The 15,758-nt window shown below is 62.2% G+C and carries 15 protein-coding genes and 1 pseudogene; 10 read left to right on the top strand and 6 right to left on the bottom strand.

Annotation, left to right across the window (positions count from 1 at the left end):
* Positions 1-178: 178 nt before the first annotated feature.
* Complete coding sequence (gene ppnN / locus GTQ41_RS11195; protein WP_041062856.1) at positions 179-1,552, top strand: nucleotide 5'-monophosphate nucleosidase PpnN; 1,374 nt, start codon at positions 179-181, stop codon at positions 1,550-1,552.
* Positions 1,553-1,581: 29 nt separating this feature from the next.
* Here ppnN and GTQ41_RS28620 read toward each other — a convergent pair.
* From GTQ41_RS28620 to GTQ41_RS11185, 3 genes and pseudogenes are all read right to left on the bottom strand, one after another.
* Positions 1,582-1,689 (bottom strand): annotated as a pseudogene (locus GTQ41_RS28620) (DUF4381 domain-containing protein); the annotation flags it as partial.
* Between the two features lie 49 nt (positions 1,690-1,738).
* On the bottom strand, positions 1,739-3,133 hold the full coding sequence (locus tag GTQ41_RS11190) for an FAD/NAD(P)-binding protein (RefSeq protein ID WP_047294955.1): 1,395 nt from the start codon (positions 3,131-3,133) through the stop codon (positions 1,739-1,741).
* Positions 3,134-3,697, bottom strand: coding sequence for a helix-turn-helix domain-containing protein (locus GTQ41_RS11185; protein ID WP_047294957.1), 564 nt, complete (start codon positions 3,695-3,697; stop codon positions 3,134-3,136).
* 85 nt (positions 3,698-3,782) lie between these two features.
* Here GTQ41_RS11185 and GTQ41_RS11180 point away from each other — a divergent pair, with 85 nt between their 5' ends.
* From GTQ41_RS11180 to GTQ41_RS11150, 7 genes are all read left to right on the top strand, one after another.
* The gene (locus tag GTQ41_RS11180; RefSeq protein ID WP_047294959.1) at positions 3,783-4,721 is read left to right on the top strand and encodes a DMT family transporter; all 939 of its coding nucleotides are present in this window, start codon (positions 3,783-3,785) and stop codon (positions 4,719-4,721) included.
* A gap of 213 nt (positions 4,722-4,934) precedes the next feature.
* A complete protein-coding gene (locus GTQ41_RS11175) occupies positions 4,935-7,853 on the top strand; it encodes a monovalent cation/H+ antiporter subunit A (protein ID WP_047294961.1) in 2,919 nt (972 codons plus the stop codon).
* Positions 7,853-8,197: a Na+/H+ antiporter subunit C gene (locus GTQ41_RS11170; protein WP_003225953.1), complete on the top strand. Its 345-nt coding sequence runs from the start codon at positions 7,853-7,855 to the stop codon at positions 8,195-8,197. Before GTQ41_RS11175 ends, GTQ41_RS11170 begins: the two co-directional genes overlap by 1 nt.
* Complete coding sequence (locus tag GTQ41_RS11165) at positions 8,194-9,873, top strand: monovalent cation/H+ antiporter subunit D (RefSeq protein WP_047294963.1); 1,680 nt, start codon at positions 8,194-8,196, stop codon at positions 9,871-9,873. The genes GTQ41_RS11170 and GTQ41_RS11165 overlap by 4 nt, the downstream gene beginning before the upstream one ends.
* Positions 9,870-10,358, top strand: a complete 489-nt coding sequence (locus GTQ41_RS11160; RefSeq protein WP_047294965.1) for a Na+/H+ antiporter subunit E — start codon at positions 9,870-9,872, stop codon at positions 10,356-10,358. The genes GTQ41_RS11165 and GTQ41_RS11160 overlap by 4 nt, the downstream gene beginning before the upstream one ends.
* Positions 10,355-10,633 (top strand): K+/H+ antiporter subunit F, encoded by a 279-nt coding sequence (locus GTQ41_RS11155; protein WP_003225959.1) that lies wholly within the window; start codon positions 10,355-10,357, stop codon positions 10,631-10,633. The genes GTQ41_RS11160 and GTQ41_RS11155 overlap by 4 nt, the downstream gene beginning before the upstream one ends.
* The gene (locus GTQ41_RS11150) at positions 10,630-10,992 is read left to right on the top strand and encodes a Na+/H+ antiporter subunit G (RefSeq protein ID WP_047294967.1); all 363 of its coding nucleotides are present in this window, start codon (positions 10,630-10,632) and stop codon (positions 10,990-10,992) included. The genes GTQ41_RS11155 and GTQ41_RS11150 overlap by 4 nt, the downstream gene beginning before the upstream one ends.
* 145 nt (positions 10,993-11,137) lie before the next feature.
* Here GTQ41_RS11150 and GTQ41_RS11145 read toward each other — a convergent pair whose 3' ends face one another.
* Positions 11,138-11,578 (bottom strand): DUF3995 domain-containing protein, encoded by a 441-nt coding sequence (locus tag GTQ41_RS11145; protein ID WP_047294968.1) that lies wholly within the window; start codon positions 11,576-11,578, stop codon positions 11,138-11,140.
* A 94-nt stretch (positions 11,579-11,672) separates the two neighbouring features.
* On the opposite strand from GTQ41_RS11145, the gene GTQ41_RS11140 reads away from it, so the two are divergent.
* Both GTQ41_RS11140 and GTQ41_RS11135 read left to right on the top strand, forming a co-directional pair.
* Positions 11,673-12,062: a DUF2946 domain-containing protein gene (locus tag GTQ41_RS11140; protein ID WP_047294970.1), complete on the top strand. Its 390-nt coding sequence runs from the start codon at positions 11,673-11,675 to the stop codon at positions 12,060-12,062.
* A gap of 93 nt (positions 12,063-12,155) precedes the next feature.
* Complete coding sequence (locus GTQ41_RS11135) at positions 12,156-14,288, top strand: TonB-dependent siderophore receptor (RefSeq protein ID WP_047294972.1); 2,133 nt, start codon at positions 12,156-12,158, stop codon at positions 14,286-14,288.
* A 122-nt stretch (positions 14,289-14,410) separates the two neighbouring features.
* Here the strand turns inward: GTQ41_RS11135 and GTQ41_RS11130 are convergent, their stop codons facing one another.
* Entirely contained in the window at positions 14,411-15,424 is a 1,014-nt protein-coding gene (locus GTQ41_RS11130; RefSeq protein WP_047294974.1) for an ABC transporter substrate-binding protein, read from the bottom strand.
* Between the two features lie 128 nt (positions 15,425-15,552).
* Positions 15,553-15,750 carry a hypothetical protein gene (locus GTQ41_RS11125; protein ID WP_047295117.1) on the bottom strand — a complete coding sequence of 66 codons (198 nt, stop codon included), beginning with the start codon at positions 15,748-15,750 and terminating at the stop codon, positions 15,553-15,555.
* Between the last annotated feature and the right edge of the window lie 8 nt (positions 15,751-15,758).

Raw genomic sequence — 15,758 nt, 5'->3', positions numbered from 1 at the left:
CGTTGCGCATTATCGCCTCTGCGCACGATTTAGCTATGCTGGGGGCCCTTTTCATCTTTTCAGCGTCCAACGGGGACATGGCGGTACAGCGCAGATCGTGCCATCTTCATTCATGGATACACACTATTCGGATGCCATTTGCCTGCCATTGGAATGACATCGTTTTAAGGATCATTGCATGACCCAACGACACGTAATCAACGCCTCGGTCAGCCCGAAAGGCAGCCTGGAAACCCTTTCTCAACGTGAAGTGCAGCAACTGAGCGAAGCCGGATCCGGCAGCACCTACACCCTCTTCCGCCAGTGCGCCCTGGCCATCCTCAACACCGGCGCGCATGTTGACAACGCCAAGACCATCCTCGAAGCCTACAAGGACTTCGAAATCCGCATTCACCAGCAGGATCGCGGTGTGCGCCTCGAACTGCTGAACGCCCCGGCCGACGCGTTCGTCGACGGCGAAATGATCGCCAGCACCCGCGAGATGCTGTTCAGCGCCCTGCGTGACATCGTCTACACCGAAAACGAACTCGACAGCCAACGCATCGACCTCAGCACCTCACAAGGCATCAGCGACTACGTGTTTCACCTGCTGCGCAACGCGCGTACCTTGCGCCCGGGTGTCGAGCCGAAAATCGTCGTGTGCTGGGGCGGTCACTCGATCAACACCGAGGAATACAAATACACCAAGAAAGTCGGCCACGAACTGGGCCTGCGCAGCCTCGACATCTGCACCGGTTGCGGCCCCGGTGTAATGAAAGGCCCGATGAAGGGCGCGACCATCGCCCACGCCAAACAGCGCATCCACGGTGGGCGCTACCTTGGCCTGACCGAGCCGGGCATCATCGCCGCCGAAGCGCCGAACCCGATCGTCAATGAGCTGGTGATCCTGCCGGACATCGAAAAACGTCTGGAAGCGTTCGTGCGTGTCGGCCACGGCATTATCATCTTCCCGGGCGGCGCCGGCACCGCCGAAGAGTTCCTGTACCTGCTGGGCATCCTGATGCACCCGGACAATCAGGGCCTGCCGTTCCCGGTGATTCTGACCGGGCCGAAACATGCCGCGCCGTACCTGGAACAACTCGATGCCTTCGTCACCGCCACCCTGGGCGATGCGGCCAAACAGCACTACGAGATCATCATCGACGACCCGGCCGAAGTCGCCCGGCAGATGACGGCCGGCCTCAAAGCGGTGAAACAGTTCCGCCGCGAGCGCAACGACGCGTTCCACTTCAACTGGCTGCTGAAGATCGACGAAAGCTTCCAGCGTCCATTCGATCCGACCCACGAGAACATGGCCAACCTCAAGCTGCACCGCGACCAGCCGCCCCACGAACTGGCCGCCAACCTGCGCCGCGCGTTCTCCGGGATCGTTGCCGGCAACGTCAAGGACAAGGGCATCCGCTTGATCGAGGAACACGGGCCGTACCAGATCCGTGGCGACGCAGCGATCATGCAACCGCTCGATGCGCTGCTCAAAGCCTTCGTCGCCCAGCACCGGATGAAACTGCCGGGCGGCGCGGCGTATGTGCCGTGCTATCGCGTGGTGGCGTAACTCTTCCGGCCCCAATGTGGCAGCGGACCTGCCCGCGAAAGCGGTGTGTCAGGCAACATGGATGTTGACTGGCACGGCGTCTTCGCGAGCAAGCTCGCTCCCACAGGATCTGTTGTGTGGCGCACAGATCTTTCCAGGCAGAGTCCCCCGGGGGAGCGAGCTTGCTCGCGAAAGACCAGCATCACCTTATCCCGCCAATCGCGCCGCCAATGCCTTGGCCTGCAACGCCACATCCGTCACTGCCGTGCTTTCCCACCACATTCCGCGTAGCGGTGGGCCCATGCCGAACAAACGGCTGGCGACTTGCCCCTCGGCGTCCAGCACCGCGCCGTCCACCGCTGCCGTAATCCCCAACGCCAACGGCCCCGGACGCACCAGCCCACGCGCCAGCAACTGCTGCGGCAACGGTCGCGCCACGCGCCGCCAGTCATACTCGATGCCACTGGAATTGATCAGCGCTGCGCCGTGTACCACGCGAGTCTCAGACTCACCGCGTGGCCGAATGCGAATGCTGACACCCTGCTGCGTACTCGGCTCAAGCCCCTTGAACGACGCTGCCTGAATCCGCAACCGTCCCTCGTTGTGCAAGCGTTCAACCAACGCCGCACTCAGCGGTGGCGAACGATGATGATGACTCTCCCACCATGGCCGCACATGGCGTACGAATTGTCTTCGCTGCACGTCAGTCGCCTGACTCCACAGCCGGCCGATGTGCGCTCGCACGGTGTCCAGCGGCGCCTGCCAGTCGATGCCTTGGGCAATGGCGTCAAGGCAATGCCTGCGCAGTTCGTGCAGCAACTGTCGCGGCGTGCGAATGCCCGGATCTTGCGCAAGGAAATCCACCCACGCCGGCGGTTGCCGACGTACATGGGGCAACAGTCCATGGCGGGAAAACACGTCGATCGGCCCGCGATGCCCGGCCTGCTCCAGAGAGACGACCGCATCGACCATGGTCAGCCCGGAGCCGATGATCAGCACGGTTGACTGCGGATCGAGCTGGCGCATGGCCGCGACGTCCCATGGATCAAGCGCAGCGGCATTCAGGCCGCTGGAATCCTTCTGCGGCGTGCGCGCGGCGGGGAACATGCCCGTGGCGAGCACAGCAAAGGCGCCGTTCAGGTGCTGCCCATCGTTCAAGGTCAGTTGCACCGAATCAGCATCGGTTTGCAGATCGACGACTTCGGCGCGAACGTGCTCGACGGTCGAACCGTGTCGCGCACCAACGACTCGCGCCTCGGCCAGGCGCTGCTGCACATACACGCCAAACAGCCCGCGCGGCGGGAACAGTTCACTGATCGGCACGTTCTGCTCGGCGGACTCCGGCCAGCCGCCGGCGGCAATGTGCGCAGTCAGCCATTGGGTCAAGTCATCAGGGTTGTCCGGGTCGACACTCATGCGCGCCGCATTGCCGTTGAGCGTGTGGCCCAATTCGACGGCGCTGTAGGCTTCGCCACGGCCGAGTTCGGCGCGCGGTTCGATGATCAGGATCCGCCGCTGGCCGGGCAGTCGCAGCAATTGCACGGCCAGCATCGTGCCGCTGAGGCCACCGCCGATGATCAGGATGTCTGCACGCTGACTCATTCAAATCACCACATTGCGCACAAAGCGCACCGCCACCGGCCCGTCATTGCGATAGCCGTGCGGCTGGTTGCTGGCAAACATGAAAAACTCGCCAGTCGCAATGGTATTGGTCACTTCACCCACCGTTAACGTCAGGCAACCTTCGAACACATAGATCTGCTCACTCCAGCCATCGGCGTCCGGTTGCGACGGGTAGACCTCGCCCGGTTGCAGACACCATTCCCATTGTTCGACTTCACGGGTGGCGATGGCCTTGGACAGCAGCACCGCTTTGCTCCCGGGAATCACCCCAGCCCACGCCACTTCGTTGATGCGACTGGTATCGCGTGCGTCTGGGGCCTGGATCAGGTCGCTGAAGGCTACATCGAGCGCTTCGGCGACGCGGTCGAGGGTGGTCAGGCTGACATTCTTTTCCCCGGCCTCGATCGCCACCAGCATGCGCCGACTGACGCCGGACTTTTCGGCCAGCGCGGTCTGGCTCATGTCAGCAGCGTGGCGCAGGCGCCGAACATTGTGGCTGACGTGTTGCAGGACGGACGCCCGTTGGCTGGAATCTTTGTGCACTATATTGCTCACTCGGTGGGGTTGGGCAGTATACTGCGCAACGTTGGGCGCATTGTGCGTCCTGCCTTTTATAGTGCGCAAGGTCATGACGTCAGTGAACAGCTCCCCCACACCTCTTCGCTTCTCCCGCTTCAGCAAGGCCGAGTGCGTGCTGGTGCTGATCACCATGGTCTGGGGCGGTACATTTCTGCTGGTGCAACACGCCATGACCGTCAGTGGCCCGATGTTCTTCGTCGGCCTGCGCTTTGCCGCTGCGGCCGCCATTGTCGCGCTGTTTTCCTGGCGCCACTTGCGCAACCTGACCCTGTTCGAACTCAAGGCCGGGACCTTCATCGGCGTGGCGATCATGCTCGGTTACGGCTTGCAGACCGTTGGCCTGCAAACGATCCCGAGCAGCCAGTCGGCATTCATCACCGCGTTGTACGTGCCCTTCGTGCCATTGCTGCAATGGCTGGTGCTGGGCCGTCGGCCGGGGCTGATGCCGAGCATTGGCATCATGCTGGCGTTTACCGGGCTGATGCTGCTGTCCGGGCCGTCCGGAGCTGCGCTGAATTTCAGCCCCGGCGAAATCGCCACGCTGATCAGCGCCATCGCGATTGCCGCCGAGATCATTCTGATCAGCACCTATGCCGGTCAGGTCGATGTACGCCGGGTGACCGTGGTGCAACTGGCGGCGACCTCGGCGCTGTCGTTTCTGCTGGTGGTGCCGACCGGTGAGGCACTTCCGGATTTTTCCTGGACGCTGCTGGTGACCGCACTGGGACTTGGCGCGGCGAGTGCGGCAATTCAGGTGGCGATGAACTGGGCGCAGAAAAGCGTTTCGCCGACCCGGGCAACGTTGATCTATGCCGGTGAGCCGGTGTGGGCCGGGATCGTCGGGCGGATCGCCGGGGAGCGCTTGCCGGCGATTGCCTTGGTGGGTGCAGGGTTGATTGTCGCGGCGGTGATTGTCAGTGAGTTGAAGACCAAGGGTAAGGTTGACGTCGAAGTTGATGGTGCCTTGGAGAATGACAGCGGCAATTGAGCGCGAAGATCAAAAGATCGCAGCCTGCGGCAGCTTCTACAGGGACATGCATTCCAATGTAGGAGCTGCCGCAGGCTGCGATCTTTTCGCCCCTGAAACAAAGCCAAACCAATTTTTTCAGACTACTTTGTAGGATTCTGAGACATCCTGGCGTTTGGTAATCAGGGAGCTGGCACGTATGATGCTTCACAAACTTCCGCAGATTAGAAGCCTATGTCCCTGATAGTTCTACTGCTTCTGCCATTCATTGGCAGCTGTCTGGCAGCGGTGCTGCCACACAATGCGCGTAATACCGAATCCCTGTTGGCAGGTCTGGTCGCTCTGATCGGCACCGTGCAGGTCGCGCTGTTGTACCCGCAAATCGCCCACGGCGGCGTGATCCGTGAAGAATTCATGTGGCTGCCCAGCCTCGGTTTGAACTTCGTCCTGCGTATGGACGGTTTCGCCTGGCTGTTCTCGCTGCTGGTGCTGGGCATCGGCGCCCTCGTCTCTTTATATGCGCGTTATTACATGTCGCCGGACGACCCGGTGCCACGCTTCTTCGCCTTCTTCCTGGCGTTCATGGGCGCCATGCTCGGCCTGGTGATCTCCGGCAACCTGATCCAGATCGTGTTCTTCTGGGAGCTGACCAGCCTCTTCTCGTTCCTGCTGATCGGCTACTGGCACCACCGCTCCGATGCCCGGCGTGGCGCCTATATGGCGCTGATGGTCACCGGCGCCGGGGGACTATGCCTGCTGGCGGGGGTCATGATCCTCGGCCATGTCGTCGGCAGCTATGACCTGGACAAGGTCCTGGCCGCCGGCGATCAGATTCGCGCACATGCCCTCTACCCCATCCTGCTTCCCCTCATCCTTATCGGCGCCCTCAGCAAAAGCGCTCAGTTCCCTTTCCACTTCTGGCTGCCGCACGCCATGGCGGCGCCCACTCCGGTTTCGGCTTATCTGCACTCGGCGACCATGGTCAAGGCCGGGGTATTTCTGCTCGCACGCCTGTGGCCGTCGCTGTCCGGCAGTGAAGAATGGTTCTACATCGTCAGCGGCGCGGGGGCATGTACGCTTCTGCTCGGCGCGTATTGCGCGATGTTCCAGAACGATCTCAAGGGCCTGCTGGCCTACTCGACCATCAGCCATCTGGGCCTGATCACCTTGCTGCTGGGCCTGAACAGCCCGCTGGCGGCAGTCGCGGCGGTGTTCCACATCCTCAACCACGCGACCTTCAAGGCCTCGCTGTTCATGGCCGCCGGGATCATCGACCACGAGAGCGGCACCCGAGACATCCGCAAGCTCAGCGGCCTGATCAAACTCATTCCGTTCACCGCGACCCTGGCGATGGTTGCCAGCGCGTCGATGGCCGGCGTACCGCTGCTCAACGGCTTCCTGTCGAAAGAAATGTTCTTCGCCGAAACCGTGTTCATCAACGCCACCGCGTGGGTCGAAGCGGCGTTGCCGATTGTCGCGACCATCGCCGGTACCTTCAGCGTCGCCTACTCGCTGCGCTTTACCGTCGACGTGTTCTTCGGCCCGACGGCCACCGACCTGCCGCACACCCCGCACGAACCACCGCGCTGGATGCGTGCGCCGGTCGAGCTGCTGGTGTTCACCTGCCTGATCGTCGGGATTTTCCCGGCGCAAGTGGTTGGCCCGCTGCTCGCGGCCGCCGCACTGCCGGTAGTGGGTGGAACGCTGCCCGAGTACAGCCTGGCCATCTGGCACGGTCTGAATGCGCCGATGATCATGAGCCTGATCGCCATGTCCGGCGGCATCGTGGTTTATCTGCTGCTGCGCAATCAGCTCAAGCGTGGCCGCTTCAAATACCCGCCGCTGGTAGGTCGCTTCAACGGCAAGCGGCTGTTCGAGCGCAGTCTGGTGCTGATGATGCGCATGGCCCGCCGGGTAGAACGTCGACTCGGCACCCGCCGCCTGCAGATGCAACTGTTCCTGATGGTATTGGCGGCAGTGCTCGCCGGCCTGATCCCGATGCTGCACAGCCAGCTGAGCTGGGGCGACCGGCCGAAGATTCCGGGCTCCATCGTGTTCGTCACCCTGTGGCTGCTGGCGATTGCCTGCGCCCTCGGCGCCGCATGGCAAGCCAAGTATCACCGTCTCGCCGCCCTGACCATGGTCAGCGTCTGCGGGCTGATGACCTGCGTGACCTTCGTCTGGTTCTCGGCGCCGGATCTGGCCCTGACGCAACTGGCGGTGGAAGTGGTGACCACGGTGCTGATCCTGCTCGGCCTGCGCTGGTTGCCGCGACGCATCGAAGAAGTCTCGCCACTGCCGTCGAGCCTGCGCAAGGCCCGGGTGCGGCGCCTGCGCGACTTGCTGTTGTCGATTGCGGTCGGCGCCGGCATGGCGCTGCTGTCCTACGCGATGCTGACGCGGCAGACGCCCAACGACATTTCCTCGTTCTACCTCAGCCGGGCCATGCCCGAGGGCGGTGGCAGCAACGTGGTCAACGTGATGCTGGTGGACTTCCGTGGCTTCGATACCCTGGGTGAAATCACCGTGCTGGTGGCCGTGGCGTTGACCGTGTTCGCCCTGCTCCGGCGTTTCCGCCCGCCGAAAGAAAGCCTGCAACTACCGGCCCAGCAACGCCTGCTCGCGCCGGACGTGGTCACCGATCTGGTCAACCCGCGCAGCGCCAGCGATACCGCGCTCGGCTTCATGATGGTGCCGGCGGTGCTGGTGCGCCTGTTGCTGCCGATTGCGCTGGTGGTGTCGTGCTATCTGTTCATGCGCGGCCACAACCAGCCGGGCGGCGGTTTCGTTGCCGGGCTGGTGATGTCGGTGGCGTTCATCCTGCAATACATGGTCGCCGGGACGCAGTGGGTCGAGGCGCAAATGAGCCTGCGACCGCTGCGCTGGATGGGCACCGGGCTGCTGTTCGCCACCGCCACCGGTCTCGGCGCGATGGCGGTCGGTTATCCGTTCCTGACCACCCACACCTGGCATTTCGCCTTGCCGCTGCTGGGCGACATCCATATTGCCAGCGCGCTGTTCTTTGACATCGGCGTGTACGCCGTGGTCGTGGGCTCGACGCTGCTGATCCTCACCGCTCTCGCCCACCAATCGGTGCGTGGTCACAAAACCGCGTCGCTGCCCAAGTCCGTCGCCAGCAAAGGAGCCGTCTGATGGAAGAAGTCATCGCAATCGCCATCGGCGTCCTCGCCGCATCCGGCGTGTGGCTGGTGCTACGACCACGGACGTTCCAGGTGGTCATGGGCCTGTGCCTGTTGTCCTACGCGGTCAACCTGTTCATCTTCAGCATGGGCAGCCTGTTTATCGGTAAAGAACCGGTGATCAAGGACGGCGTGACCCAGGACCTGCTGCACTACACCGATCCGCTGCCACAGGCACTGGTGCTGACGGCAATCGTCATCAGCTTTGCCATGACCGCGCTGTTCCTGGTGGTGTTGCTGGCATCGCGAGGCCTGACCGGCACTGACCACGTCGACGGCCGGGAGCCCAAGGAATGATGGCGATGACTCACCTGATCGCCGCACCGATCCTGCTGCCGCTGCTGACCGCCGCCGTGATGCTGATGCTGGGCGAAAAACACCGGCCGCTGAAGGCGAAAATCAACCTGTTCTCCAGCCTCGTCGGCCTGTTCATTTCGGTGATGCTGCTGCAATGGACGCAAACCACCGGCGTGCCCGGCTCCATCGGCGTGTACCTGCCGGGCAACTGGCAGGCGCCGTTCGGCATCGTGCTGGTGGTCGATCGCCTGTCGGCACTGATGCTGGTGCTGACCGGGATCATCGGCGTCAGCTCCCTGCTTTTCGCCATGGCGCGCTGGGATGGCGCGGGCTCGAGCTTCCACGCGTTGTTCCAGATTCAACTGATGGGCCTGTACGGCGCGTTCCTCACCGCCGACCTGTTCAACCTGTTCGTGTTCTTCGAAGTGTTGCTCGCGGCCTCTTATGGCCTGTTGCTGCACGGCTCGGGTCGGGCGCGGGTATCGTCGGGCCTGCATTACATCTCGATCAACCTCCTGGCCTCGTCGCTGTTCCTGATTGGCGCGGCGCTGATCTACGGCGTCACCGGCACCCTAAACATGGCCGATCTGGCGCTGAAGATCCCGCTGGTGCCGGAAGCCGACCGTGGCTTGCTGCACGCCGGCGCGGGGATTCTTGCAGTTGCATTCCTGGCCAAGGCCGGCATGTGGCCACTGAACTTCTGGCTGGTGCCGGCCTACTCCTCGGCCAGCGCACCGGTCGCGGCGATGTTCGCGATCATGACCAAGGTCGGCGTCTACACCCTGCTGCGCCTGTGGACGCTGCTGTTCTCCGGCCAGGCCGGGGCATCGGCGTTCTTCGGTGGCGACTGGCTGATCTACGGCGGCATGGCGACCATCGCCTGCGCCGCGCTGGCGATTCTGGCTGCGCAACGCCTGGAGCGCATGGCCAGCCTGAGCATTTTGGTGTCGGCGGGGATTCTGCTGTCGGCGGTGGGTTTCGCCCAGCCGAACCTGATCGGCGCGGCGCTGTTCTATCTGGTCAGCTCGACCCTGGCCCTGAGTGCGCTGTTCCTGCTGGCGGAGTTGATCGAGCGTTCGCGTTCGGCCAACGAAATCCCGCTGGAGGATGAAAGCGAACTGCTGCCGCGTCCGCAGGAATCCCTGCAACCGCCCAAGGGCATCAACCTCGATGACGAGCAGAAAGCCGTGGTCGGCCAGGTCATTCCGTGGACCATGGCGTTTCTCGGCCTGAGCTTCATTGCCTGCGCCCTGCTGATCATCGGCATGCCGCCGCTGTCCGGGTTCATCGGCAAACTCAGTCTGATCGGTGCGCTGCTCAATCCACTGGGGCTGGGCGATGAAGCGCCGATTTCCAACGCGTCCTGGGCGTTGCTGGCGCTGCTGATCCTCTCCGGGCTGGCCTCTCTGATGGCGTTCGCGCGCATGGGTGTCCAGCGCTTCTGGACGCCGGAAGAGCGCCCTTCACCGCTGCTGCGCAAACTCGAATGTGCGCCGGTTTTCCTGTTGCTGGGGCTGAGCATCGCCCTGACCTTCAAGGCCGAACCGCTGCTGCGCTATACCCAGGCCACCGCCGACGCGCTGAACAACCCGCAGCAATACGTGATGGCCGTGCTCGGCACCCGCGCCGTACCAAGTCCGGAAGCCAAAGCCGCGATGCTGGAGGTGCAGCCATGAAGCGCGTGTTCCCGGCTCCGCTGCTGTCACTGGCTTTATGGGTTTTGTGGCTGACACTCAACCTCTCCGTCAGCCCGGGCAACCTGCTGCTCGGCGCGATACTCGGGTTCGCCGCACCATTGATGATGCGCAAGCTGCGCCCGAAACAGGTGCGCATTCGCCGCCCGCTGACAATTTTGCGCCTGTTCGTGATGGTCGGTCGTGACGTGATCCTCTCCAACCTGATCGTCGCCTGGGGCGTGCTCAACGCGGGTCGCCGACCGCCACGCTCGCGCTTCGTCAAAGTGCCGCTGGACCTGCGCGACGCCAACGGTCTGGCCGCGCTGGCGATGATCTGCACCGTGGTGCCGGGCACCGTGTGGTCGGAGCTGGCGCTGGATCGCAGCATTCTGCTGCTGCACGTCTGGGATCTGGATGACGAGGCGCACTTCATCCACCACTTCAAGACTGCCTACGAGCAGCCGTTGATGGAGATTTTCGAATGAGCCCGTTGCTGTCGAACGCGATTCTGCTGACGCTGTTCCTGTTCTCGCTGGCGATGGTCCTGACCCTGATCCGCCTGTTCAAGGGGCCGTCGGCGCAGGATCGAGTCCTGGCACTGGATTATCTGTACATCGTCGCCATGCTGATGATGCTGACGCTGGGCATTCGTTATTCCAGTGACACTTACTTCGAGGCAGCGCTGCTGATCGCGCTGTTCGGCTTCGTCGGTTCATTTGCCCTGGCGAAATTCCTGCTGCGTGGCGAGGTGATCGAATGACTGCGCAATTGTCGTTGTGGGTCGAGATTCCGGTGGCGATTCTACTGGTGCTCAGCGGGGTGTTTGCGCTGCTTGGCGCAGCCGGCTTGCTGCGCATGAAGGATTACTTCCAGCGCATGCATCCACCGGCGCTGGCCTCGACGTTGGGCGCGTGGTGCGTGGCGCTGGCGTCTATCATCTGCTTTTCGGCACTCAAGTCCGGGCCGGTGATGCATGCCTGGCTGATTCCGATCCTGCTGGCGATTACTGTGCCGGTGACCACGTTGCTGCTGGCGCGGGCGGCGTTGTTCCGCAAGCGCATGGCCGGGGATGATGTGCCGGCTGAGGTGAGCAGTCGCAGGACCGAGAGTGGTAGTTAATTCGGCGGTGTCTGGACAGGCCTCTTCGCGGGCAAGCCCGCTCCCACAGGGTTTTGGGTGGAGTCCATTACTTGTGAACACCCACAATCACTGTGGGAGCGGGCTTGCCCGCGAAGAGGCCGGTACTGCCAACACATGAGCCGAGTCAGACCCAAGCCACCGCCAACAACCCCGCCCCCAGCAACAGACACAGCGGTGAATACACCCAGGTATCCAGCCGCGCAAATCGCGACCCCTTCACTTCCTTGAAAAATCCCACCAGATGCGAATCGCCGATCGCCCGGGCAAACATCAGTAACGCAATCGCACTGATCACCCACTGCAGCGCCTTGTGATGCACCGGCGGCATGCCCCAGCCGACCCGCATGCACACCAGCGCGGCGATCACCAATAACGCTGCCGCCACCAACAGCGTGATCCAGCCAGACGGTTTGAATGCCGGTCGCACCGTCGCCACCAGTCCTTGCACCGGCACTTGCGGTACCGCCGCCACCGCCGCCCATTGCCCACCCAGCGCCCAGTACACGTGTACCAGGGCGATTGCCGCAAATATCGTCACCAGCCATTGAGCCAACACAAAGGTCATGGTCGAGAATCCTTTCTGGGGATTTGAACAAAACATCCTAGTCGGCATTTTTTGAAGTGCACGACCGATCGGCGGTACGGTAAAGTGCCGCCCCATGAAATTCACCCGTTCCGATCGCTCACTGCTGGCCTGGATGCTTTATTGCTGCGTCCTGTTCAACGTATTCGCCTGCAGCATCGGTCACGGGCAAATGGTCGGGATGCAGCTCAACGGCATCGGCGGCCAGTTCTGTACGGTCAACCCGGCCACCCAAGCGCCGCTGAACAGCAATCCCAGCGAAGAACCATTGCCGACCCTGTCCAAGGCGTTTGGCTGTCCGCTGTGCTCGGTCGGCGGCGGCATGGGCCCGGCATTCAACTCCAGCCTGACCCTCGCGGTGCTGCCCGAGCAACACAGCCCGCCGCTGGCGCCCATCGTCAGCGCCGACCTCCCTGCCCGCTTCACCTGGCCTTCGGCCAACCCTCGCGCCCCGCCGCTCGCCTGAGTGTCTTTGCCTTTTTGATTTTTCAGCTCACTGCGCCAACGCGCGGCGTTCGCCTGTGCGCTGACTCCTAGACAAGCATTCAGGATTCTAACGATGAAACATATTCCTCTGCTGGCGAGCCTGTGCGGCTGCCTGTCCCTTAACGCCTGGGCGCAATCCTCCGTGGATCTGGCGCCGATCACCATCGACGGCGAATCCACCAGCGAACCGGGCCTGAGCCTAGAGCAATCCAGCGGCATGGCTTCGCGCCTCGGCCTCAGCGTGCGCGACACACCGGCTTCGGTGGCCATCGCCAATCGCAACGACATCGAACGCCACGGCGCGCAGAACTTCCAGGACGCCGCCAACACCCTGCCGGGGGTAAATGCCAGCGCACCACCAGGCTTTGGCGGATTCGTCTCCTATCGCGGCTTCACCAGCAGCCAGATCACCCAGATGTTCAACGGCATCAACGTCTCCGGCGGCCTCGCCCGGCCGGTGGATGCGTGGATCTATGATCGGGTCGAACTGGTGGGCGGCCCGTCGTCGCTGATCAACGGCGCAGGCTCGGTCGGCGGCTCGCTGAACTACGTGACCAAACTGGCAACCCGCGAAGAACAAGCCGCTGAAGGGCGCGTCAGCTACGGCAGCTATGACACCACCGAAACCGCGTTCGGCCTCAACCATGCGCTGACCGACCCGAGCGCCGACGTGCAGCACTATGCGCGCCTCGATGTCAGCCACAACACCAGCAACGGCTACATTGACCGCCAGGAACGCGATGCCTGGACCGTGGCGTTCTCGTTGCTCAGCGACCTTACGCCGGACCTGTCGCACACGCTGGCCCTGGAATATCAGGACGAACACGAAGACAGCCCGTACTGGGGCACGCCGGTGCTCAACCCCAAGGCTGGCGAGTTGAAGATCGACAACCACAACCGCTTCAACAACTACAACGTCGAGGACGGGCGCTACGAACAGCGCACGATCTGGGTGCGCTCGATCATCGATTACCGGATCAACGACAGCACCACCCTGCGCAACACGCTGTATCACCTTGACAGCCAGCGCGACTATCGCAACCTCGAAACCTATCAGTACAACGCCGACAACACCGCGGTGAACCGCTCCACCGCGTATCAAGTGCGGCATCAGGGTGAGCAGAACGGCAACCAATTCGAACTGCGCCACGACAACACGCTTTTCGGTCTCGACACGACGTGGTCCGGTGGTTTCGAGTACAAGGTCAACCAGACCACCAACTCGCCGCTGAATATCAAAGGCGCGAGCACGGTCGACCCGAACAACTACCGCCCGGGGCATTTCTACGATATTCCCGGTACCAACCCGGCGCTGATCAGCGACAAGACCAACGAAGTCACGACCAAAGCGCTATTCGCGGAAAACCGTCTGGCCCTGACCGACAAACTGGCGCTGCTCACCGGCCTGCGCTACGACGACATCGACCTCGACGTGACCAACCATCGCACGGTGACGGCCACCAATCCCAAACACCTGAAACGCAGCTGGGAGCCGGTCACCGGGCGCGTTGGCCTGACCTACCAGTTCATCCCGTCGGCCAACGTCTACGTGCAATACAGCACCGCCGCCGAACAACCGAACGGCACGCAGGACTTCGATGTTTCAACCGGTAAACAGTGGGAAATCGGCAGCAAGTTCGACTACCTCAATGGCCGTGGCTCGGCGACGGTTGCCGCGTACACCATCGAACGCAAAGACTTCGCTGTAACTGATCCGCTGGACCCGACCAGCAGCATCCCGGTCGGTCAGCAAACCTCGAAGGGCATCGAGATCGCCAGCTCCCTGCGGATCACCGACAAGCTGTTGGCCGAAGGTAACTTCGCCTGGGTCGATGCGCAGTACGACGACTTCACCGAAAAGAATGCCGCCGGTGTGGTGGTGTCGCGCAAGGGCAACACACCGACCAACGTCCCGGACCGGGTCGGCAATCTGTGGCTGACTTATGATTTTTCGCCGCAATGGCAAGGTGGGGTCGATGCGCGGTATGTGGCGTCGGTGTATGCGGACACGGCCAACACCATGACTGTGCCTTCGTACACACTGTTCGGCAGCTTCCTCAGCTACAAGGTCGACTCGCATACCACCGTTACCGGCCGGGTGCGTAACCTGACCAATGAGGTGTATGCCGAGTTTGCGCATGTGTCGCCGGCTTACTACCTGGGTACGCCGCGCACCTTTGAATTGGCGGTGCAGACCAGGTTCTGAACTTAACCCGACGCCTTGTAGGAGCTGCCGCAGGCTCGGGCCGCGATCGGACGATCTTTTGACTTTGATTTTAAGATCAAGATCAAAAGATCGCAGCCTGCGGCAGCTCCTACAGAGAGCGATTACAAACTGGCGGAGACCTTCTCCGCCACATCCTTCGGCACCCACGCCTGCCACACCTCCGGATGCGCCTTCATGAACGCTTCTGCCGCCTGGCGCGGCGCAGTGTGCTTCTCGCTCATCTCGGCCAACGCCTTGTTCAATGGTTCGATCGGGAAATCCACCTTGCTGAAGAATGCCGCGATCTGCGGATACTGTTTCTGGAACGGCGTAGACACGCCAATTGACAGTTTCGAAGCCAGCGAACGGGTCGGTTTCGGATTGGGGTTATCGGCATCGGTCAGGGTCTTCCACGCTTCGGCATCAAACGGTGGTTCTTCCAGCTGCACCAGTTTGAATTTCCCCAGCAACGGTGTCGGCGACCAGTAATAGAACAGCACCGGTTTGCCCCGGCGGATCGAAGAGCTGATTTCGGCATCAAGCGCCGCACCCGACCCACTGCGGAAGTTGGTGTAGTCATCCTGCAGGCCATAAGCGCTCAGCTTCTGCTTGTTCACCACTTCCGAGGTCCAGCCGATCGGGCTGTTGAGAAAACGGCCCTTGCTCGGGTTTTCCGGGTCCTTGAACACGTCCTTGTATTGCTTGAGGTCACTGACGCTGCGCAGATTTGGCGCCAGCGGCTTGATACCCTTGGCCGGGTCACCCTTGATCACGTACTCCGGCACCCACCAGCCTTCGGTAGCACCCTTGACCGTATCACCGAGACTGGCGACCTTGCCCTCCGCCTCGGCCTTGACCCACACCGTACTGCGCCCGGCCCACTCCTCGCCAATGACCTGAATGTCATTGTTGGCCAGCGCCGTTTCCAGGGTGATGGTGGTGCCCGGCAACGTATCCGTCGGCAAGCCATACCCTTTCTCGACGATGATCCGCAGAACATCGGTGATCAGGCTGCCGCTTTCCCAGTTCAGGTCGGCAAAATGGATGGGCGTTTGCGCCGCCGTCACCGGTTGCGCCGATGTCAGCACACCAAACGTGACCATGCTGGCGGCCAGTAGCCGTCGAAATCCTTTCATGCTTTTGCACCTCGTGCTGTTCACAGCAGTAGCAGGATGGCCTGGCAGAAGACCGCAAGCCTCTGAATACTCAGTCAACTGACTGTAGCCGAGGTTCCTGCTTTTTCCGGGACCCTATCCCGACGAGGTTACGTTTCAGACTTTTCCTGCAAGCTTTGCAGCTCGCGTCTGACCATGCTGGCGTATTCCGCAGGCCGCAACGTGTAGATCTGCGCAGCCACCCAGTTCAACCACGCGCCTTGCATCCCGGCTTTGGCGTTGAACAACCGCAAAGCCTCTTCACGTGCTCGCTCGAGGTGCCGGGAATGGAAGTCAGCGCGACTCAAATCGCCAG

This window comes from Pseudomonas sp. AN-B15, from assembly GCF_019056475.1.
In the GTDB taxonomy this organism is placed as follows: Bacteria; Pseudomonadota; Gammaproteobacteria; order Pseudomonadales; family Pseudomonadaceae; genus Aquipseudomonas; species Aquipseudomonas parakoreensis.
Note: the sequence above shows the minus strand (reverse complement) of the source record. Positions and strands in the feature narration are given on the sequence as shown.

Bases quoted from the DNA above. Each gene is read 5' to 3' on its own strand.
- ppnN (WP_041062856.1), top strand. From the start codon at position 179: ATGACCCAACGACACGTAATCAACGCCTCGGTCAGCCCGAAAGGCAGC.
- GTQ41_RS11190 (WP_047294955.1), bottom strand. From the start codon at position 3,133: ATGAGTCAGCGTGCAGACATCCTGATCATCGGCGGTGGCCTCAGCGGC.
- GTQ41_RS11180 (WP_047294959.1), top strand. From the start codon at position 3,783: ATGACGTCAGTGAACAGCTCCCCCACACCTCTTCGCTTCTCCCGCTTC.
- GTQ41_RS11175 (WP_047294961.1), top strand. From the start codon at position 4,935: ATGTCCCTGATAGTTCTACTGCTTCTGCCATTCATTGGCAGCTGTCTG.
- GTQ41_RS11170 (WP_003225953.1), top strand. From the start codon at position 7,853: ATGGAAGAAGTCATCGCAATCGCCATCGGCGTCCTCGCCGCATCCGGC.
- GTQ41_RS11165 (WP_047294963.1), top strand. From the start codon at position 8,194: ATGATGGCGATGACTCACCTGATCGCCGCACCGATCCTGCTGCCGCTG.
- GTQ41_RS11160 (WP_047294965.1), top strand. From the start codon at position 9,870: ATGAAGCGCGTGTTCCCGGCTCCGCTGCTGTCACTGGCTTTATGGGTT.
- GTQ41_RS11155 (WP_003225959.1), top strand. From the start codon at position 10,355: ATGAGCCCGTTGCTGTCGAACGCGATTCTGCTGACGCTGTTCCTGTTC.
- GTQ41_RS11150 (WP_047294967.1), top strand. From the start codon at position 10,630: ATGACTGCGCAATTGTCGTTGTGGGTCGAGATTCCGGTGGCGATTCTA.
- GTQ41_RS11145 (WP_047294968.1), bottom strand. From the start codon at position 11,578: ATGACCTTTGTGTTGGCTCAATGGCTGGTGACGATATTTGCGGCAATC.
- GTQ41_RS11140 (WP_047294970.1), top strand. From the start codon at position 11,673: ATGAAATTCACCCGTTCCGATCGCTCACTGCTGGCCTGGATGCTTTAT.
- GTQ41_RS11135 (WP_047294972.1), top strand. From the start codon at position 12,156: ATGAAACATATTCCTCTGCTGGCGAGCCTGTGCGGCTGCCTGTCCCTT.
- GTQ41_RS11130 (WP_047294974.1), bottom strand. From the start codon at position 15,424: ATGAAAGGATTTCGACGGCTACTGGCCGCCAGCATGGTCACGTTTGGT.